General features: G+C 60.1%; 16 protein-coding genes and 2 pseudogenes. 3 read left to right on the top strand and 15 right to left on the bottom strand.

Annotated elements, in window-relative coordinates; all coding sequences use genetic code 11:
- Positions 1 to 66 precede the first annotated feature (66 nt).
- The 4 genes and pseudogenes from glmM to rlmE all read right to left on the bottom strand — a co-directional run bounded on the left by glmM (position 67) and on the right by rlmE (position 5,035).
- On the bottom strand, positions 67 to 1,404 hold the full coding sequence (gene glmM, locus ACZ5M5_RS04580) for a phosphoglucosamine mutase (protein WP_060739220.1): 1,338 nt from the start codon (positions 1,402 to 1,404) through the stop codon (positions 67 to 69).
- A 16-nt stretch (positions 1,405 to 1,420) separates the two neighbouring features.
- A pseudogene (folP, locus tag ACZ5M5_RS04575) lies at positions 1,421 to 2,271 on the bottom strand (dihydropteroate synthase).
- Between the two features lie 8 nt (positions 2,272 to 2,279).
- Positions 2,280 to 4,193 carry an ATP-dependent zinc metalloprotease FtsH gene (gene ftsH, locus ACZ5M5_RS04570; protein WP_053118351.1) on the bottom strand — a complete coding sequence of 638 codons (1,914 nt, stop codon included), beginning with the start codon at positions 4,191 to 4,193 and terminating at the stop codon, positions 2,280 to 2,282.
- 191 nt (positions 4,194 to 4,384) lie between these two features.
- Positions 4,385 to 5,035, bottom strand: coding sequence for a 23S rRNA (uridine(2552)-2'-O)-methyltransferase RlmE (gene rlmE / locus ACZ5M5_RS04565; RefSeq protein ID WP_060739222.1), 651 nt, complete (start codon positions 5,033 to 5,035; stop codon positions 4,385 to 4,387).
- Between the two features lie 106 nt (positions 5,036 to 5,141).
- Between rlmE and ACZ5M5_RS04560 the strand changes: the two genes are divergently transcribed.
- On the top strand, positions 5,142 to 5,450 hold the full coding sequence (locus ACZ5M5_RS04560) for a YhbY family RNA-binding protein (RefSeq protein ID WP_003177852.1): 309 nt from the start codon (positions 5,142 to 5,144) through the stop codon (positions 5,448 to 5,450).
- A 10-nt stretch (positions 5,451 to 5,460) separates the two neighbouring features.
- Here ACZ5M5_RS04560 and ACZ5M5_RS04555 read toward each other — a convergent pair whose 3' ends face one another.
- The 8 genes from ACZ5M5_RS04555 to grpE all read right to left on the bottom strand — a co-directional run bounded on the left by ACZ5M5_RS04555 (position 5,461) and on the right by grpE (position 15,939).
- Positions 5,461 to 5,865 carry an MFS transporter gene (locus ACZ5M5_RS04555; protein WP_464738705.1) on the bottom strand — a complete coding sequence of 135 codons (405 nt, stop codon included), beginning with the start codon at positions 5,863 to 5,865 and terminating at the stop codon, positions 5,461 to 5,463.
- A gap of 28 nt (positions 5,866 to 5,893) precedes the next feature.
- On the bottom strand, positions 5,894 to 6,370 hold the full coding sequence (gene greA / locus ACZ5M5_RS04550; RefSeq protein ID WP_030139783.1) for a transcription elongation factor GreA: 477 nt from the start codon (positions 6,368 to 6,370) through the stop codon (positions 5,894 to 5,896).
- 2 nt (positions 6,371 to 6,372) lie between these two features.
- On the bottom strand, positions 6,373 to 9,594 hold the full coding sequence (gene carB, locus ACZ5M5_RS04545; protein ID WP_060739224.1) for a carbamoyl-phosphate synthase large subunit: 3,222 nt from the start codon (positions 9,592 to 9,594) through the stop codon (positions 6,373 to 6,375).
- Positions 9,595 to 9,699: 105 nt separating this feature from the next.
- Positions 9,700 to 10,836 carry a glutamine-hydrolyzing carbamoyl-phosphate synthase small subunit gene (gene carA / locus ACZ5M5_RS04540; RefSeq protein ID WP_003197697.1) on the bottom strand — a complete coding sequence of 379 codons (1,137 nt, stop codon included), beginning with the start codon at positions 10,834 to 10,836 and terminating at the stop codon, positions 9,700 to 9,702.
- A gap of 255 nt (positions 10,837 to 11,091) precedes the next feature.
- Complete coding sequence (gene dapB, locus ACZ5M5_RS04535) at positions 11,092 to 11,898, bottom strand: 4-hydroxy-tetrahydrodipicolinate reductase (RefSeq protein WP_192263045.1); 807 nt, start codon at positions 11,896 to 11,898, stop codon at positions 11,092 to 11,094.
- A gap of 9 nt (positions 11,899 to 11,907) precedes the next feature.
- Positions 11,908 to 13,032: a molecular chaperone DnaJ gene (gene dnaJ / locus ACZ5M5_RS04530; protein WP_060739226.1), complete on the bottom strand. Its 1,125-nt coding sequence runs from the start codon at positions 13,030 to 13,032 to the stop codon at positions 11,908 to 11,910.
- A gap of 322 nt (positions 13,033 to 13,354) precedes the next feature.
- Entirely contained in the window at positions 13,355 to 15,307 is a 1,953-nt protein-coding gene (gene dnaK, locus ACZ5M5_RS04525) for a molecular chaperone DnaK (protein WP_256211756.1), read from the bottom strand.
- A 65-nt stretch (positions 15,308 to 15,372) separates the two neighbouring features.
- Positions 15,373 to 15,939, bottom strand: a complete 567-nt coding sequence (grpE, locus tag ACZ5M5_RS04520; RefSeq protein ID WP_060739227.1) for a nucleotide exchange factor GrpE — start codon at positions 15,937 to 15,939, stop codon at positions 15,373 to 15,375.
- A gap of 243 nt (positions 15,940 to 16,182) precedes the next feature.
- Between grpE and recN the strand changes: the two genes are divergently transcribed.
- The gene (gene recN, locus ACZ5M5_RS04515; protein WP_464738704.1) at positions 16,183 to 17,856 is read left to right on the top strand and encodes a DNA repair protein RecN; all 1,674 of its coding nucleotides are present in this window, start codon (positions 16,183 to 16,185) and stop codon (positions 17,854 to 17,856) included.
- A 75-nt stretch (positions 17,857 to 17,931) separates the two neighbouring features.
- Here the strand turns inward: recN and fur are convergent, their stop codons facing one another.
- Positions 17,932 to 18,336, bottom strand: coding sequence for a ferric iron uptake transcriptional regulator (gene fur / locus ACZ5M5_RS04510; RefSeq protein WP_003197684.1), 405 nt, complete (start codon positions 18,334 to 18,336; stop codon positions 17,932 to 17,934).
- A 97-nt stretch (positions 18,337 to 18,433) separates the two neighbouring features.
- On the opposite strand from fur, the pseudogene ACZ5M5_RS04505 reads away from it, so the two are divergent.
- Positions 18,434 to 18,960: pseudogene (locus ACZ5M5_RS04505) on the top strand (outer membrane protein assembly factor BamE).
- A gap of 59 nt (positions 18,961 to 19,019) precedes the next feature.
- On the opposite strand, the gene ACZ5M5_RS04500 reads toward ACZ5M5_RS04505, so the two are convergent.
- Entirely contained in the window at positions 19,020 to 19,322 is a 303-nt protein-coding gene (locus tag ACZ5M5_RS04500) for an RnfH family protein (protein WP_464738703.1), read from the bottom strand.
- Positions 19,319 to 19,762 carry a type II toxin-antitoxin system RatA family toxin gene (locus tag ACZ5M5_RS04495; RefSeq protein WP_060739231.1) on the bottom strand — a complete coding sequence of 148 codons (444 nt, stop codon included), beginning with the start codon at positions 19,760 to 19,762 and terminating at the stop codon, positions 19,319 to 19,321. The genes ACZ5M5_RS04500 and ACZ5M5_RS04495 overlap by 4 nt, the downstream gene beginning before the upstream one ends.
- Position 19,763: the final 1 nt, after the last annotated feature.

The following is a 19,763-nucleotide window of genomic DNA, read 5'->3' as shown; positions in this document are numbered from 1 at the left end:
GCTGTACCTCGTCGGTCAAAGTGGGCGCAGATGTTACCCAACCGATTCATGACTGGCAAGCCGAATTCAGGCAGAAACTTCAGTAACCAGTTTTGCCAGCTCTTCGGCATAACCGCGAACTTGCGCTTCGTCCTCGCCTTCGACCATGACACGCACCAAAGGCTCTGTACCGGACTTGCGCAACAACACGCGACCACGCCCCGCCATCGCCTCTGTCACACGCTCGCTGGCCTGCTTGACCTTCGCATGTTCGAGAGGGTTCACACCGCCACCAAAACGCACGTTGATCAACACTTGCGGGCATTTACGCAATGCCTGGCGCGACTGTGCAAGCCCTTCGTTGCGCGCCTTGAGTGCCATCAGTACCTGCAGGGCCGCAATGATCGCATCACCGGTGGTGGTATGGTCGAAGCACACGATGTGGCCGGAGTTCTCGCCCCCGATCACCCAGTTGCGCTCCAGCAACTCCGAGATCACGTAGCGGTCGCCCACGTTGGCACGCACGAACGGGATATCCAGGTCCGCCAGGGCCAGTTCAAGCCCGAGGTTGCTCATCAACGTGCCGACCACGCCGCCCTGCAGCTTGCCGCGCCCATGCAGGTCACGAGCGATGATGAACAGCAATTCGTCACCATCGACGACCGTACCGGTGTGATCGACCATCAGCACCCGATCACCGTCGCCATCGAAGGCGATACCGAGATCGGCCTGCTCGGCCAGCACTGCAGCCTGCAACGCCTCGGTATGGGTGGAACCACAGTTGTGGTTGATGTTCAGGCCATTGGGCTGGGCGGAAAGCACCACCACGTCGGCACCCAGCTCGCGAAAGACGCTCGGCGCGACTTTATAGGTGGCGCCGTGAGCACAATCGACAACAATTTTCAGGCCGGAAAAGCTCGTACCGGTCGGCACGCTGCCTTTGCAGAATTCGATGTAGCGACCCGATGCATCGTTGATCCGCGACACCTTGCCGATCTTGCTCGACTCGACCACGGTCATCGGCGTGTCCAGCAGCTCCTCGATCATCAGCTCGATATCATCCGGCAACTTGGTACCCTGGCCGGAGAAGAACTTGATGCCGTTGTCATCATGGGGGTTGTGCGAGGCACTGATCACGATGCCTGCCTGGGCCTGGAACGTACGGGTCAGGTAGGCAATGGCCGGCGTCGGCATCGGGCCCAGCAGCATCACATCGGCACCCGCCGACGTCAGGCCGGCCTCGAGCGCCGATTCGAACATGTAGCCGGAAATTCGCGTGTCCTTGCCGACCAGCACCTTGCAGGCGCCCATCTTGCGGAACGCCATGCCTGCCGCCCAGCCGAGCTTGAGCATGAAATCGGGGGTAATAGGGTATTCGCCGACCCGACCACGAATACCGTCGGTGCCAAAGTATTTCTTGCTCATAAGTGCTCCGTCATTCTTATTCGGCTGAATCCACAGCTGCGATCATCCGCACGACATCCATCGTTTCGGCTACATCGTGCACGCGCAATATGCGTGCACCTTTGGCAAGGGCCAAGGCCGCAAGGGCAAGACCACCATACAGGCGCTCTCCCACCGGCCGCCCCAGGGCATTGCCTATCATGCTCTTTCGCGAAACCCCAACCAACAGGGGCCGCCCCAGGGCGTGCAAGGCTTCCATATGTTTGAACAGGCTCAGGTTGTGCGCCAATGTCTTGGCAAAGCCGAACCCGGGATCAAGGATGATCCGGCCGGCAGGAATACCCACGGCAGCACATTGATCCAGACGCGCCACCAGGAACTCACCCACCTCCCTGGTCACATCATCATAGTGCGGGTCGTTCTGCATGGTCCCCGGCTCGCCGAGCATATGCATCAGGCATACCGGCAATCCGGTGGCCGCCGCGGCATCCAGGGCACCATCGCGCTGCAAGGACCGAACATCATTGATCAGGCCCGCCCCTAGTCGCGCAGTCTCGCGCATGACCGCAGGCGTGGACGTATCGACCGAGATAATGACATCGAGTTCGCGATGGATGCGCTCGACAATCGGCGCCACCCGCTCCAGCTCTTCGGTGGGCGAGACCGACCGCGCACCTGGCCGGGTCGATTCCCCCCCACATCGATCAGCGTTGCGCCAGCGGCCACCATGGCCTCGGCATGCCGCAGCGCGGCATCGAGCTGGCTGAATCGACCACCATCGGAAAAGGAATCAGGCGTGACATTGAGAATGCCCATGACATGTGCATGGGCCAAATCAAGAACCCGGTTGCCGCAAGGCAACCGGGTCGAGGACTGAACAGAAGTCATTTCAAGCCTTAGACATCAGCGGCCGGACCGCCAATCGGTGTTTCCGGACGCTCACCCTGTACCGCCGGAGGTGTACCGGAAGTACCGGTACCACCGCCCGACCAGTCACGAGGCTCGCGAGGTTCGCGACCTGCCATGATGTCGTCGATCTGCTCGGCATCGATGGTTTCGTACTTCATCAGGGCATCGGCCATGGCATCGAGCTTGTCACGGTTGTCCGTGAGGATCTGCCGGGCAGTGCCGTAGCACTGGTCGATGATGCTGCGCACCTCGGAATCGATCAGCTTGGCCGTCTCGCCGGAGAAGCTTGCATGCTGGCCACCGCCACCACGACCGAGGAACACTTCCCCTTCTTCTTCGGCATACATCAGCGGCCCCAGCTTCTCGGACAGGCCCCACTTGGTGACCATGTTCCGAGCGATCTGACTGGCACGCATGATGTCGTTGGATGCCCCAGTGGTCACACCGTCGAAGCCCAGCGTCATCTCTTCAGCGATACGACCGCCGTACAACGAGCAGATCTGACTGATCAATGCACGCTTGGACAGGCTGTAGCGATCCTCTTCCGGCAGGAACATGGTCACGCCCAGGGCACGACCGCGCGGGATGATCGAGACCTTGTAGACCGGATCATGCTCGGGCACGACACGACCAACGATCGCGTGACCCGCCTCGTGATACGCGGTGTTCTGCTTTTCTTTCTCCGACATGACCATGGATTTGCGCTCCGCGCCCATCATGATCTTGTCCTTGGCCAGCTCGAATTCCTTCATTTCCACGACGCGCTTGCCGGTACGAGCGGCGAACAACGACGCTTCGTTGACCAGGTTCGCCAGGTCGGCACCGGAAAAGCCCGGCGTGCCACGCGCGATGACGGCCGGAGCGACGTCGTCACCCATCGGCACCTTGCGCATATGGACCTTGAGGATCTGCTCGCGACCACGAATGTCCGGCAGCCCCACCACGACCTGGCGGTCGAAACGACCTGGACGCAACAGCGCAGGGTCGAGCACGTCAGGACGGTTGGTGGCGGCGATCACGATAATGCCGTCGTTCATTTCGAAACCGTCCATCTCGACCAGCAACTGGTTGAGGGTCTGTTCGCGCTCGTCGTGACCGCCACCCATGCCGGCGCCACGATGGCGACCAACGGCGTCGATTTCGTCGATGAAGATGATGCACGGCGCGTGTTTCTTGGCCTGTTCGAACATGTCGCGGACACGACTGGCTCCCACGCCGACGAACATTTCGACGAAGTCGGAACCGGAAATCGTGAAGAACGGCACCTTGGCTTCACCGGCAATCGCCTTGGCCAGCAAGGTTTTACCGGTACCTGGCGGGCCGACCATCAGCACGCCGCGTGGAATACGACCGCCCAGGCGCTGGAACTTGCCCGGATCGCGCAGGAACTCGACCAGTTCGCCCACTTCTTCCTTGGCTTCGTCGCAACCTGCGACGTCGGCCAGGGTGGTTTTCACCTGGTCCTCGGAAAGTAGCCGGGCCTTGCTCTTGCCAAAGCTCATCGGCCCGCCCTTGCCACCGCCGCCGCCCTGCATCTGGCGCATGAAGAACATGAACACGGCGATGATCACCAGGATCGGGAAGCTGGCCACCAGGAGCTGGGTCCAGATGCTTTGCTGCTCAGGCTGCTTGCCTTCGACCACGACGTGGTTGTCCACCAGGTCGCCAATCAGGCCATTGTCCTGGATTGCCGGACGAATGGTCTTGAAGCTGTCGCCGTCGGTGCGCTTGCCGGTAATCACATAGCCATCAACGGCTACGCGCTCGACCTTGCCATCCTTGACCTGCTGGATGAAGTCGGAATAGTTGAGGGTCTGCGGCTCGTTAGGACTGGAGAAGTTGTTCATCACGGTCACCAGGACAGCGGCGATGATCAACCACAGGATCAGATTCTTTGCCATATCGTTCAATTAACTACCCTCTGAAGCAAGCTCCGCTACTGGCGCGCGCTTCGCATGATATTCACCGGCCTAACTTACTACATTACCTACGACTCTGGCAGGCGCCGTCTGTAACCCTTTGTGAAACTTTGACCGCATAATTTTGGTTACGCGGCTTTTTCAATGCGAGACAAAAAAAACTATCGCCCTGCTCAAAGACGCTCATCACTGGCCGCGCCTTCAACACCGCGAAACCCCCGCGCCAGCAGATACTGCTCGCGAGAACGGTCACGGGACGACAATGGCTTGCGCATCTGCACCTTGTCGAACAGCTTGCGGATGCCCTTGTGGTATTCGTCGAAGCCTTCACCCTGGAAGACCTTGATCAGAAAATCACCGCCTGGACGCAGAACCCGCCCCGCAAGATCCAGGGCCAGCTCGCTGAGGAACATGGCACGAGGCATGTCGACAGCCGCTAATCCACTCATATTGGGGGCCATATCGGAAATCACAAGGTCAACTTGTGTATTTCCGACGGCTTCCAGGATTTTCGCCAGTACGGCGTCTTCCGTGAAATCGCCCTGGATAAAGGTCACATCAGGGATGCTGTCCATTTCCAGGATGTCGGAAGCGATCAAGCGGCCCTGACCACCAATCAGACGACTGGTAACCTGGGACCAGCCGCCCGGCGCCGCACCGAGGTCAATCACGGTCATGCCTGGACGGATCAGGCGATCCTTTTCCTGGATCTCCAGCAATTTATAGCTGGCACGAGAGCGATAGCCGTCTTTTTGCGCCATTTTGACGTACGGATCGTTGAAATGCTCTCTGAGCCAGTTCTGGCTAGTCTTGGAACGGGCCACGGGCCACCTCTAAAAATAAAACGGGTCGTGATTAAGTGGGCGGTCCCGGACTTGCTCGGGTAAACTGGCCGCCGCTTTTTACAAGATCAGACGCAGGGGTCAGATTATGCCGCTCACTCAAGAGCAGAAGAAACAATACAAATCCATTGGCCACCATCTGAAACCGGTTTTGACTGTGGCTGACAACGGTTTGACTGAAGGTGTACTCGCCGAACTGGAACGCGCCCTGGGCGATCACGAGCTGATCAAGATCAAGCTCAACATCCTCGATCGCGAAGCCCGCCTGGCTGCCGTTGCCGAGCTGTGCAAGACCGGCAAGGCAGACCTGGTGCAGGTCATCGGCAAGATGGCGCTGATTTATCGCAAGAACTTCAGCGTCAACAAGCAACTGTCGAACGTTCACCGCTTCAAGTGATGCCAAAGGGTCAAGGGTGTGCTTCGCACACCCTGCCGCTCCACCCCGGAACCGGCTGCAAGACCAGTACCAGACCGGAAAAACCCAGCACCAGGTAACTGAATACCTGCCACTGGCTCGCATCCGGCCAGCCGAAATGCACGGCAAAGAACATCCCGCACGCATACAACGACATGAGCAGCAATTGCCCACGAATGTCGCGCCATAGACTGGCAAGGCCTTCGGCCTGAACCAGCACCAAAGCCTGAAACATCACGCACGCCGCGGAAAAACCCACCAGCAGCACCGTCAGCATGCCTGCGATTTCATCGATGAGCAGCGGTGCCAGGCCCACTCGCCCCAGCACCGGCAGCAAACCGATGTGCAGCAACCAGACGCCGCCCACCCACAACATCTGGGTGAGCTGCCAGATCATGGCACCCGCTCGCAGCGGGCGCCTTCGTTCAGATGTGACGGACTTCGACAATCTCATACTCGATGACACCACCCGGTGTCTTCACCGCCACCACATCGCCCTCTTCCTTGGCAATCAAGGCACGAGCAATGGGTGAACCGACGGAAATCTTGCCGAGCTTGATGTCTGCCTCGTCCTCGCCAACGATCTGGTAAGTCACGCTTTCATCAGTCTCGACGTTGGCGATTTCCACCGTGGTGCCGAAAATCACTTTGCCGGTATGTGGAATCGTCGTGACATCGATGATCACCGCATTCTGCATGCGGCCTTCGATGTCACGGACACGCGCCTCGACCATCCCCTGCTCCTCTCGGGCAGCGTGGTATTCGGCGTTTTCCTTGAGATCGCCCAGCTCACGCGCTTCACCGATAGCCTGGCTCAAGCGCGGGCGCTCGACCTTGGTCAGGAAAGCGTGTTCTTCTTCCAGGGCCTTCGCGCCCTGAACAGTCATCGGGTACTTGGTTATGCTCATGCCTTCAATCCTGCATGTAGATCCTGCAAGCGACGCACGGTCTTCTCGGGACCGAACTTGAGCGCTTCGCAGATCGCTTCGCCTGCCGCAATGGTCGTGGTGCAGTAGATCTTGTGCTGCAGCGCATTGCGACGAATGGAGTAGGAATCGGCGATCGATTGACGACCTTCGGTGGTGTTGATGATCAGCGTGACTTCGTCATTCTTGATCATGTCGACCACGTGCGGACGCCCCTCGGTCACCTTGTTCACGCGGCGCACTTTCAGGCCAGCGGCTTCGATCAGCCTGGCCGTACCGGCAGTGGCGACCACTTCGAAGCCCAAGTTGATCAGATCACGGGCCACGCCTGCAACCAGTGGCTTGTCGTCATCACGCACGCTGATGAACGCCGTGCCGCCAGTCGGCAACACTTCGCTGGCGCCCATCTGGGCCTTGGCGAATGCCTCACCGAAGGTATCGCCCACGCCCATCACTTCACCGGTGGACTTCATTTCCGGGCCGAGGATCGGGTCCACGCCAGGGAACTTGGCGAACGGGAACACCGCCTCTTTCACGCTGTAGAAGTTCGGAATGATTTCTTTGGTGAAGTTCAGCTCTTTCAGGGTCTTGCCGGCCATGACTCGCGCCGCGATCATCGCCAGGGAAACGCCGATGCACTTGGAGACGAACGGCACGGTCCGGGAAGCGCGCGGGTTGACTTCGATGACGTAGATGTCTTCGCCCTGCAGGGCCAATTGCACGTTCATCAGGCCGATGACGCCCAGCTCCAGGGCCATTTTCTTGACCTGCTCGCGCATCTCGTCCTGGATGTGCGCCGGCAACGAGTAAGGCGGCAGCGAACAGGCGGAGTCACCGGAGTGAACACCGGCCTGCTCGATGTGCTGCATGATCGCGCCGATCACCACATCCTTGCCGTCGCTGACCGCATCCACGTCCATTTCGATGGCGCAGTTGAGGAAGTGGTCCAGCAGCACCGGGCTGTCGTTGGACACCTGGACCGCTTCGCGCAGGTAGCGCTTGAGTTCGTCTTCCTGATAGACGATTTCCATCGCACGGCCGCCCAGAACATAGGACGGACGCACCACCAGCGGGTAACCGATCTTGGCGGCGGCACGAATCGCTTCGTCTTCGCTGCGCACGGTAGCGTTTGGCGGCTGACGCAGGTTCAGGCGCTCGACCATCTGCTGGAAGCGCTCACGGTCTTCAGCGCGGTCGATCGCATCCGGGCTGGTACCGATGATCGGCACGCCAGCGGCTTCCAGGGCACGGGCCAGTTTCAACGGGGTCTGGCCGCCGTACTGGACGATCACGCCTTTTGGCTTCTCGACGCGGACGATTTCCAGCACGTCTTCCAGGGTCACTGGCTCGAAGTACAGGCGATCGGAGGTGTCGTAGTCGGTGGACACGGTTTCCGGGTTGCAGTTGACCATGATGGTCTCGTAACCGTCGTCGCGCAGGGCCAGTGCCGCGTGCACGCAGCAGTAGTCGAACTCGATGCCCTGGCCGATCCGGTTAGGACCGCCGCCCAGGATCATGATCTTGTCCCGGGTCGATGGCGCGGCTTCGCACTCTTCTTCGTACGTGGAGTACAGGTAGGCGGTATCGGTGGCGAACTCGGCCGCGCAGGTGTCGACGCGCTTGTAGACCGGGAACACTTCCAGCTTGTGGCGATGGGCGCGCAGGCTCTTCTCGGTCACACCCAGCAGCTTGGCCAGGCGCATGTCGGAGAAACCTTTGCGCTTGAGGCGGAACATCGTGTCGCGATCGATGCTGGACATGCCCAGGGTCTTGACCTTCTCTTCTTCCTTGATCAGATCTTCGATCTGTACCAGGAACCAAGGGTCGATCATGTTCATGCCGAAAATCTGCTCGACGGTCAGGCCGGCGCGGAAGGCATCGGCCACGTACCAGATGCGCTCGGCACCCGGCACGGTCAGCTCGCGCTTGAGCACGCTCATGCTTTCCGGGTCGTTCAGATCCAGCTTCGGATCGAGGCCACAGACGCCCACTTCCAGGCCGCGCAGGGCTTTCTGCAGGGACTCCTGGAAGGTGCGGCCGATGGCCATGACTTCACCGACCGACTTCATCTGGGTGGTCAGGCGGGCATCGGCCTTGGCGAACTTCTCGAAGGCGAAGCGTGGCAGCTTGGTCACGACGTAGTCGATGGACGGTTCGAAGGACGCCGGGGTCTTGCCGCCGGTGATGTCGTTCGACAGCTCGTCCAGGGTGTAGCCCACGGCCAGCTTGGCCGCGACCTTGGCAATCGGGAAACCGGTGGCCTTGGACGCCAGGGCCGACGAACGGGAGACCCGCGGGTTCATCTCGATGACCACCATGCGACCGGTGTTCGGGCAGATGCCGAACTGGACGTTGGAGCCGCCGGTTTCCACGCCGATCTCGCGCAGTACCGCCAGGGAGGCGTTACGCAGGATCTGGTATTCCTTGTCGGTCAGGGTCTGGGCCGGTGCGACGGTGATCGAGTCGCCGGTGTGCACGCCCATCGGGTCGAAGTTCTCGATGGAGCAGACGATGATGCAGTTGTCCTTTTTGTCGCGGACAACTTCCATTTCGTATTCTTTCCAGCCGATCAGGGATTCGTCGATCAGCAGTTCCTTGGTCGGCGACAAGTCGAGACCACGGGCACAGATTTCTTCAAATTCCTCACGGTTATAGGCGATGCCACCACCGGTGCCGCCCATGGTGAAGGACGGACGGATGATGCATGGGAAGCCGAGGCGTTCCAGGACGGCGTTGGCCTCTTCCATGCTGTGGGCGATGCCCGAGCGCGGGCAGTCCAGGCCGATGGATTTCATCGCCTTGTCGAAGCGCGAACGGTCTTCGGCCTTGTCGATGGTATCGGCGTTGGCGCCGATCATTTCCACACCGAACTTCTCCAGGACGCCTTCGCGCTCCAGGTCCAGGGCGCAGTTGAGCGCGGTCTGGCCGCCCATGGTCGGCAGCAGCGCGTCCGGGCGCTCCTTCTCGATGATCTTGGCAACGGTCTGCCACTTGATCGGCTCGATGTAGGTGGCGTCGGCCATGGCCGGGTCGGTCATGATGGTGGCCGGGTTGGAGTTCACCAGGATGACGCGGTAGCCCTCTTCGCGCAGGGCCTTACAGGCCTGGGCGCCGGAGTAGTCGAACTCGCAGGCCTGGCCGATCACGATCGGGCCAGCGCCGAGAATCAGGATGCTTTTTATGTCTGTACGTTTTGGCATGGGTTTGTCACTCAAATCCGCAGGTCAGTCGGCTAGGCCGTCGAACAATCTTTGAAGCGCCCGAAGGGGCCGCCGCATTCGGGGCCGCCCTCGGGCTTCACGCGGTCAGCGTCGCTTGGCCATCTCGTTGATGAAGCGATCGAACAGCGGCGCCACATCGTTCGGGCCCGGGCTCGCTTCAGGGTGGCCCTGGAAGCTGAACGCGCTCTTGTCGGTACGCTCGATACCTTGCAGCGTGCCGTCGAACAGCGACTTGTGAATCGCACGCACGTTGGCCGGCAGGGTCGCCTCATCCACCGCAAAACCGTGGTTCTGGCTGGTGATCATCACCACGCCGGTATCCAGGTCCTGCACCGGGTGGTTGGCACCGTGGTGGCCGTGGCCCATTTTCAAGGTCTTGGCGCCAGAAGCGAGGGCCAGCAACTGGTGACCGAGGCAGATACCGAACACCGGGATCTCGGTTTCCAGCACGTCCTTGATCGCCTGGATCGCGTAGTCGCAAGGCTCCGGGTCACCCGGGCCGTTGGACAGGAACACGCCATCAGGCTTGAGGGCCAGGACATCGGCGGCCGGGGTCTGGGCCGGTACCACGGTGACGCGGCAGCCACGCTCGACCAGCATGCGCAGGATGTTCAGCTTGACGCCGTAGTCGTACGCCACCACGTGGTAGGGCAGCTCGGAAGCCTCGATCGTCGCGTGACTGTCGGTCTTCAGGTCCCAGACCGTGGAGCGCCATTCGTACTGTTTCTTGGTGCTGACGACTTTCGCCAGGTCCATGCCCTTGAGGCCAGGGAAGCCCTGGGCCGCGGCAATGGCGGCTTCTTCGGAAATGTTGTCGCCGGCCATGATGCAGCCGTTCTGCGCGCCTTTTTCCCGAAGGATGCGGGTCAGGCGGCGCGTGTCGATACCGGCGATCGCCACGACGTTGTTGGCTTTCAGGTAATCGGACAAGGACATCGTGTTACGCCAGTTGCTCGCTACCAGCGGCAAGTCACGGATGACCAGGCCGGCGGACCAGACACGATCGGACTCGGCGTCTTCCGGCGTGGTGCCGGTGTTGCCGATGTGCGGGTAAGTCAGGGTAACGATTTGCTGGGCGTAGGAAGGATCGGTAAGAATTTCCTGATAGCCGGTCATTGCGGTGTTAAACACCACCTCACCAACGGTCTGACCGTCGGCTCCAATGGCTTCGCCGCGAAAAATGCTGCCATCAGCAAGGGCGAGTATGGCTGGCTTAGTCAAGAAGACCTCCCGTAAATAAAGCCTGAAAGGGCGATCGCAGGTTGTAAAAAAGCGGAGTGACGTATGGACACGTCACCCCGCTTGTTCACTGAATTATTCTGCGCGCTTTTAGTGGACACACTAAAGCTGTAGCTTACAGAAAAAGGCTTTTTTGGTCCACCGCTAATGAGCCTTAAAGGCAGGGGAATGCGACAGGTCGTCGCGAAGCGGTGTAAAACGGGGCGCAGTATAACCTGAACCCCGCCTTCAATGGCATCAACGCAGGTCGAGAACGTCCTGCATGTCGTACAAGCCAGGCTCGCGGCCGTCCAGCCACAACGCGGCACGCACGGCGCCCTTGGCGAAGGTCATCCGGCTGGATGCCTTGTGGGTGATCTCCAGGCGCTCGCCTTCAGTGGCGAACAACACCGTGTGATCACCTACCACATCACCACCGCGCACAGTGGCAAAACCGATGGTGTCGCGCTCACGGGCACCGGTATGCCCTTCGCGCCCATATACGGCGACCTTCTTCAGATCACGCCCCAGCGCATCGGCAATCACTTCACCCATGCGCAAGGCCGTTCCCGAAGGCGCGTCGATCTTGTGCCGATGATGCGCCTCGATGATTTCGATATCGGCATCGTCACCCAAGACCCGGGCCGCCATGTCCAGCAGCTTCAGCGACAGGTTCACGCCCACGCTGAAGTTCGCCGCGAACACGATTGCGATGTCGTTGCCCGCCTCGGCCAGCAGTTGCTTTTGCGCAGCATCCAGCCCCGTGGTGCCAATCACCATGGCCTTGCCATGCTTGCGGCAGATCGCGAGGTTTTTCAACATCACGTCCGGCAGGGTGAAGTCGATCAGCACATCGAACTCGTCAAGCACCTTCTCCAGGCCGCCGGACATCGGCACACCGATACGCCCCAGCGAAGCCAGCTCGCCAGCATCGGCGCCCACCAGCGTACTGTCGGGCCGCACGATGGCCGCTGTCAGGCCGGAGAGCGGCGAGCGCTGCTGCACCGCCTCGACCAGCGCCTTGCCCATGCGCCCCGCAGCGCCCATCACAGCTATACGTCGCATGCCAACTCCTTACAGGTCGCCGAAGAAGCGCTTCACGCCTTCGAACCAACCAGTGGTTTTCGGCGAGTGACTGTTGTCATCCGCCAGCGTGCCGCGGAACTCTTCCAACAGTTCACGCTGACGCCGACTCAGGTTGACCGGTGTCTCCACCGCCACACGGCACATCAGGTCACCCGCACCACCGCCACGCACTGGCGCGACGCCTTTGCCACGAATCCGGAACTGTTTGCCGGTCTGCGTGCCCTCGGGAATTTTCAGCTTGACGCGACCGTCGAGGGTCGGGATCTCGAGCTCGCCACCCAAGGCCGCGTCGACGAAGCTGATCGGCACTTCGCAGAACAGGTGCTTGCCGTCGCGCTGGAAAATCGCATGCTCGCGCACGTTGATGACCACATACAGGTCGCCAGTCGGACCACCCTGGGCACCCGCCTCGCCTTCGCCGGACAGGCGAATGCGGTCACCCGTGTCGACACCGGCCGGCACTTTGACCGACAGCGTCTTGTACTCTTCGACACGCCCTTCGCCATGGCAGGAGTCGCACGGGTCGGAAATGATCTTGCCTTGGCCATGGCAACGCGGACAGGTCTGCTGGACCGAGAAGAAGCCCTGCTGCATGCGAACCTGGCCGATGCCGCCGCAAGTCGGGCAGGTCACGGGCGAGGAGCCCTTCTTTGCACCCGAGCCATCACACGGCTTGCAGTTGACCAATGTCGGCACACGGATATTGACGGTGGTACCGCGCACCGCTTCTTCCAGGTTCAGCTCCAACGTGTAGCGCAAGTCGCTGCCACGTTGGGCGCCACCACGGGCACCGCCGCGACCGCCGCCGAAGAAATCGCTGAACACGTCGCCGAAAATATCGGAGAAGTTCTGGCCGCCGAAACCGGCACCGCCGCCGCCCATGCTTGGGTCGACACCGGCATGCCCGTACTGGTCGTAGGCCGCGCGCTTGCTGGAATCGGACAGAACCTCGTAAGCCTCGTTAGCTTCCTTGAACATCTCTTCCGACGCTTTATCGCCGGGATTACGGTCCGGGTGGTGCTTCATCGCCAGGCGACGATAAGCCTTTTTCAGCTCTGCCTCGCTGGCCCCCCGCTCGACACCCAATACTTCGTAAAAATCACGCTTCGCCATTAGTCTTTGCACTCTTATAGGACGTCCGGCAAACCTCTCCTGAACCTTGCCAAACTCGTTGAGCCCCAATACAGGCCCGGACCCAACTCACGTCAATTCAACGATCCTGGTCTTTAAATATTTCAGCCAGGGCCCCGGCCAAAACGCAGTGCCCATCGCCGGAAAGCAGGAGCATTCCCGAACGCACCGCCAACATCCGAACACTGTCGCATGCTGTAAAAATTCCCTAGCTCCAGACACGCCAACGCGGGAGCAAGCCCCCGCGCGGCGACATCCTACCAGCCACCGCACAAATGCAGTCAACCGGCCGACCAACAAGCAGTTACTTGTGGTCTTTCACTTCTTCGAACTCGGCGTCCACGACGTCGTCGGCTTTTTCGGCCGATTCGCCCTGGGCAGCCGCGCCTTCAGCGGGCTGAGCCTGTTCGGCGTACATCTTCTGAGCCACTGGCGCGGAGACCTTGGACAGCTCTTCGATCTTCGCCTCGATGGCCGCCTTGTCGTCGCCTTTCACAGCGGCTTCCAGGGCAACCACGGCCGCTTCGATGGCGGTTTTCTCTTCCGCGGTCACTTTCTCGCCAGCATCAGCGATCATCTTGCGGGTCGAGTGCACCAGGGCATCACCTTGGTTACGGGCGCTGGCCAGCTCTTCGAACTTGCGGTCTTCCTCGGCGTTGACTTCAGCATCGCGAACCATCTGCTGAATTTCTTCCTCGGACAGGCCGGAGTTGGCCTTGATCACGATCGACTGAGTCTTGCCAGTGGCCTTGTCTTTCGCGCCGACGTGCAGGATGCCGTTGGCGTCGATGTCGAAGGTCACTTCGATTTGTGGCACGCCACGTGGTGCTGGTGGAATCTCGGCCAAGTCGAACTTGCCCAGGGATTTGTTCTGGGCAGCCTGCTTGCGCTCACCCTGCAGCACGTGGATGGTCACGGCGCCCTGGTTGTCGTCAGCCGTCGAGAACACCTGGGATTTCTTGGTAGGAATCGTGGTGTTTTTCTCGATCAGCGCGGTCATCACGCCGCCCATGGTTTCGATACCCAGGGTCAGCGGGCTGACGTCGAGCAGCAGAACGTCCTTCACGTCACCGGCCAGAACAGCGCCCTGGATGGCAGCGCCCATGGCAACGGCTTCGTCCGGGTTCACGTCCTTGCGAGCTTCTTTGCCGAAGAAGTCGGTCACCAGCTTCTGAACCAGCGGCATACGGGTCTGGCCGCCCACCAGGATCACGTCGTTGATCGAACCAACGTCGATACCGGCGTCTTTCATGGCGATACGGCAAGGTTCGATGGTGCGCTGAACCAGGTCTTCCACCAGCGCTTCGAGCTTGGCGCGGGAGATTTTTACGTTCAGGTGCTTAGGACCGGTGGCGTCTGCAGTGATGTACGGCAGGTTCACGTCGGTCGACTGGCTCGAGGACAGTTCGATCTTGGCTTTTTCAGCGGCTTCTTTCAGGCGCTGCATGGCCAGCGGGTCACCCTTGAGGTTCATGCCGCTTTCTTTCTTGAACTCGTCGACGAGGTAGTCGATCAGGCGGATGTCGAAGTCTTCACCACCGAGGAACGTGTCACCGTTGGTGGCCAGTACTTCGAACTGGTGCTCGCCGTCGACTTCAGCGATCTCGATCACGGAGACGTCGAAGGTACCGCCACCCAGGTCGTAGACGATCACGGTGTGATCGCCCTTGGCCTTGTCCATACCGTAGGCCAGAGCGGCCGCGGTCGGTTCGTTGATGATACGTTTTACGTCCAGGCCCGCGATGCGGCCGGCGTCTTTGGTCGCCTGGCGCTGGCTGTCGTTGAAATAGGCTGGAACCGTGATGACCGCCTCGGTCACCGCTTCGCCGAGGTAGTCTTCGGCGGTTTTCTTCATTTTCTTGAGGATTTCAGCCGAGATCTGTGGCGGTGCCATTTTCTGGCCGTTCACTTCAACCCAGGCGTCGCCGTTGTCAGCCTTGGCGATTTTGTAAGGCACCATCTTGATGTCTTTCTGAACGACTTCTTCGTCGAACTTGCGACCGATCAGACGCTTCACCGCGTACAGGGTGTTATGCGGATTGGTCACTGCCTGACGCTTGGCCGACTGGCCAACCAGAATTTCGCCATCATTGGCGTACGCGATGATCGACGGCGTGGTACGCGCGCCTTCAGCGTTTTCAATAACCTTGGCCTTGCCGTTTTCCAGCACGGAGACGCACGAGTTGGTGGTCCCCAGGTCGATACCGATAATCTTGCCCATGTTAACTCTCCCGGAACTTGGATTTGGTTGCCGCAGCAGTGGTGGCTAACTGCGGTAGCACTTAAACGCTTGACTTATAGATGGGGCCGCTGCGCCCGATTTCAAGCCTGCTCATCAATAGAAGGCGAAACCGGTGCCGGCGCCTTGCTGACCACGACCATGGCCGGGCGCAGCAGACGGCCGTTAAGCAGATAGCCCTTCTGGAAAACCTTCAAGACACTGTTTGGCTCGACGTCGGCACTTTCCTGCATCGCCATGGCCTGGTGATGTTCGGCGTTGAAGGGCTCGCCATGAGGATCAAGGGCTTCGAGCTGATAACGCTTGAGGGTGTCCTGGAACATTTTCAGGGTCAGCTCGATGCCTTCACGCATCGGACGGATGTTTTCGTCGTCCGGGTTGGACAGCTCCAGGCCGCGCTCCAGGCTGTCGATGATCGGCAGCAGGTCGCCGGCAAAACGCTCCAGGGCGAATTTATGGGCCTTTTCTACATCTTGCTCGGCGCGACGGCGGACATTCTGCAGGTCGGCGGCTACACGCAACGCCTGATCCTGCGCACCGGCCAGTTGCTCCTCGAGCACTTGTACACGTGCCGCCAGGTCTTCACCGGAATCCTGGGAAGCCTGATTGGCGTCTAGATTTTGCGTGTCCTGCGTCTGTTCGTCAGCCATAGAGATTTCTCCTTTCAACTTCGTCCGCGAGCTCGACTCGCGCTTCTGCCCCGGTATATGGGGCCGGGTTTTCCAGCTTCAAGGGCCAACTGACGAATTAACCTTACAAAAAGCAGCTGCATAATCATTCCTCGCGGCGCTAAGAAAATCACTTTCCCAAGCAAATCGAGCTAAGCGCGGGCATTGTCAGGCCGAAACAAAACACTGTATAAATAACCAGACCTAAAGCCTGGGAGCGGCCTTATGCTGGTGCACCTGTCCGTACACAACTACGCCATCGTCGAACATCTCGACCTCGAACTCGATCGAGGCATGAGTGTGATCACCGGTGAAACCGGCGCGGGCAAGTCGATCATGCTCGACGCCCTGGGCCTGACCCTGGGTGACCGCGCCGACAGCGGCGTGGTGCGCCCCGGAGCGGACAAGGCCGACATCCTGGCGACGTTCGACCTGGTCGACATCCCCGAGGCCAGCGCCTGGCTGGCCGAACGCGACCTGGACACCGACGGCCTGTGCATCCTGCGCCGGGTCATCACCGCCGAAGGCCGCTCCCGAGGCTACATCAACGGCACACCCTGCCCCCTGGGCGATCTCAAGGCCCTCGGCGAACTGCTGATCGACATCCACAGCCAGCATGAACACCAATCCCTGCTCAAGACCGATACCCATCGTCGCCTGCTGGATGAATACGCCGGCGCCACCGACCTGGCCCGACAAGTCCAACTGGCCGCCCAACGCTGGCGCCAGACCCGGCAGGAGCTCGATCGCCTTTCCAACTCCGGCGACGAACAGCGTGCCCGTCACCAGCTATTGAGCTACCAGCTCGAAGAACTGGAGAACCTGTCCCTGGGCGAAAATGAACTGGAAGAACTGGAGCAGGAACACAAGAACCTGACCAACGCCGAAACCCTGCTGGGCATCTGCCGACAGGTGGTCGAACAATGCAGCGAGAGTGATTCGGGCAATGTGCTCAATGCCCTGACAGCGAGCCTGAACCGACTCTCCAGCGTGAACAATTCGGTGGGTTCCCTGAACGAAGCGACCAACCTGCTGACGAGCGCGCAGATCCAGGTCGAGGAAGCCGTTGGGGAACTGAACCGTTTCCTCGATCATTTCGATGCCGACCCGGCGCGCCTGCAGTACCTGGAAGAGCGCTTGGACACCATCTATACGCTGGCACGCAAGCACCGCATCCAGCCAACCGACGTTGCCGAACTCCAGCAGCGCCTGCTGGAAGAACTGGAAACCCTGAACGCCAACGATGAATCCATCGAGCGCCTGGGGGACGAACTGGCTTCTTATGCCCGTCATTACCAGGAAAAGGCCAAGGAGCTCAGTGAACTGCGGCGCCAGGCCGCGACAGGGCTGGCCAGTGCCGTGGAGCAGGAGATCCAGCGCCTGGGCATGCCGGGCGGACGCTTCACCATCGAGTTGCGCCCCAACGCCGGTGACGAGCTCCAACCCAATGGACTGGAACAGGTGGAACTGCTGGTCAGCGCCAACCCCGGGCAACCGCTCAAGGGCCTGGCCAAAGTCGCCTCCGGCGGTGAGTTGTCGCGAATCAGCCTGGCTATCCAGGTCATCACCGCGCAGACCTCTCGGGTGCCAACACTGGTATTCGACGAAGTGGACGTGGGCATCGGTGGTCCAACCGCGGAAATTGTCGGCCAGTTGCTGCGCCGACTGGGGGAACGCGGCCAGGTGCTGACCGTCACTCACCTGCCCCAGGTCGCCGCCCAGGGACACCAGCATTTATTCGTGCACAAAGTGCGTGGCGAGGACGCGACTCGCACCGCCGTGTCCAAACTCAACAAAAACGAGCGAGTGGAAGAGGTGGCGCGAATGCTCGGGGGTATCGACCTCACCAAGGAATCCCTGGCCCACGCGAAAAAAATGGTCGTTACCGCGAAAATCTGAGGGCGACAGAAAGCACGAAGGCGACCCTGGGGTCGCCTTCGTTCGTTTCGCGAACCTCAAGTCCGCGCGACATGCTTACTTTTTCTTGCGTACGTACAGCACAAGATTGTGATCAACCATCTCGAAACCATACTTGTCGACGATTGCTTTCTGCAGCCGCTCGATTTCTTCGTCGAAGAATTCGATGACTTCACTGGTCTCGACGTTGACCATATGGTCGTGATGCTTGCCATCGTCCAGTTCGAAGACCGCATGGCCTCCGTCGAAGTTGTGTCGCACCACAAGGCCAGCTGCCTCGAACTGGGTCAGAACACGGTAAACCGTGGCCAGACCGACGTCCTCGCCAGCCTCCATAAGCGCCTTGTAGACATCCTCGGCACTCATGTGGCGCTGCTCTGCGGAATCGAGCATTTGTAGAATCTTGACCCGTGGCAGGGTCACTTTGAGGCCGGCTTTGCGTAGTTCGCTATTTTCAACCATGGTCAGCTTTCTCGCGATGCTGCTTCGCAGCTTCTCTTAATGCGGGTATGATCGGCGTTTACGTTGTCCCAGCCAAGATAGTGGAAGTCGCCCACCGATGCAAAACACCAAGCTCTTGCTAACCAGTTTCACCTTTGTGGGACTGCTCGCACTCGCCGGTTGTTCATTCCCGGGGTTTACAAAATCGACATCCAGCAGGGCAATGTCGTCACGCAGGACATGATAGACCAGTTACGCCCGGGAATGACCCGCCGGCAAGTACGGTTTATCATGGGTAACCCTCTGCTGACCGACACGTTCCATGCCGATCGCTGGGATTATCTGTACAGCTTGCAGCCTGGCGGCGGTGAGCGCCAACAGGAACGCATCAGCGTTATCTTCAGTCCTGACGACCAACTTGTCAGCTTGTCGGGCGATTTCATGCCTGGCGTGAGCCGCGACGAGGCCATCATGGGCAAGGACAGCGGCACCACCGTGACCGATCCGACCCAGAACGCCGAACAGCCGAAACCGGAAAAACCGGTCAAGCCAGGTTCGTTGCTGGACCAGATCCAGAAGGACGTGGACAAAGTCGAGACCGTACCGGTCCCGACACCAGAGCCGCTGGACACCTCGCCGCAATAAATTGCGACATGAAAAAACCCGGCATGCCGGGTTTTTTATTACCTGCCATTCAAGCCAGGTCATTGCTCCGATTGTCGCGCCTGGGCAGCCTTGGCCGCGCGCAGGCGACGAATTTCCTTCGGATCAGCCAACAAAGGTCGATAAATCTCCAATCGATCCGCCGCTTGCACCACTTGATTAGCCGGATCGGCAACCACCCTGCCAAAAATCCCCACCGGGCACGTCGCCAGGTCCAGCTCCGGGAATGCATCGGCAATCCCCGAGCCCAGCAGTGCCGCGCGAACACTGGTGCCTTCCTGCACCATGCACGTGCGCAAGACCTGGCGGTCCACCGCGGCATACACCACTTCTATCTCAATCAACGCTTGAGCTCTGCATTCTGCTTGGCCCGCTGGCAGAACGCGTCAACCAGCGTATTGGCGGCCTGATTGAACAGCGGCCCCAACGTCGCTCGCACCAGCGGACCGGCGTAGTCGAACGACAGGTCCAGGCTGATCTTGCAGGCCTTCTCACCCAACGGCTTGAACACCCAGACGCCGTGGAGCTGATTGAAGGGCCCCTCTTCCAGGTTCATTTCGATGGACTGCCCCGGCACCAGCGTATTACGCGTGACGAAGCGCTGGCTCAAGCCACTCTTGGCAATGTTGAGGCTGGCGCGCATCTGGGTTTCGGAGCTTTCCAGCACCTCGGCGGATGAGCACCACGGCAAGAACTCCGGATAGCTCGCCACGTCGTTGACCAGGTCATACAGCGCCTGCGCCGGGTAGGGCAGCAAGGCCGAGCGTTGAATATGTGTCGTCATG

It is taken from the genome of Pseudomonas sp. Van50 (assembly GCF_055390755.1).
Note: the sequence above shows the minus strand (reverse complement) of the source record. Positions and strands in the feature narration are given on the sequence as shown.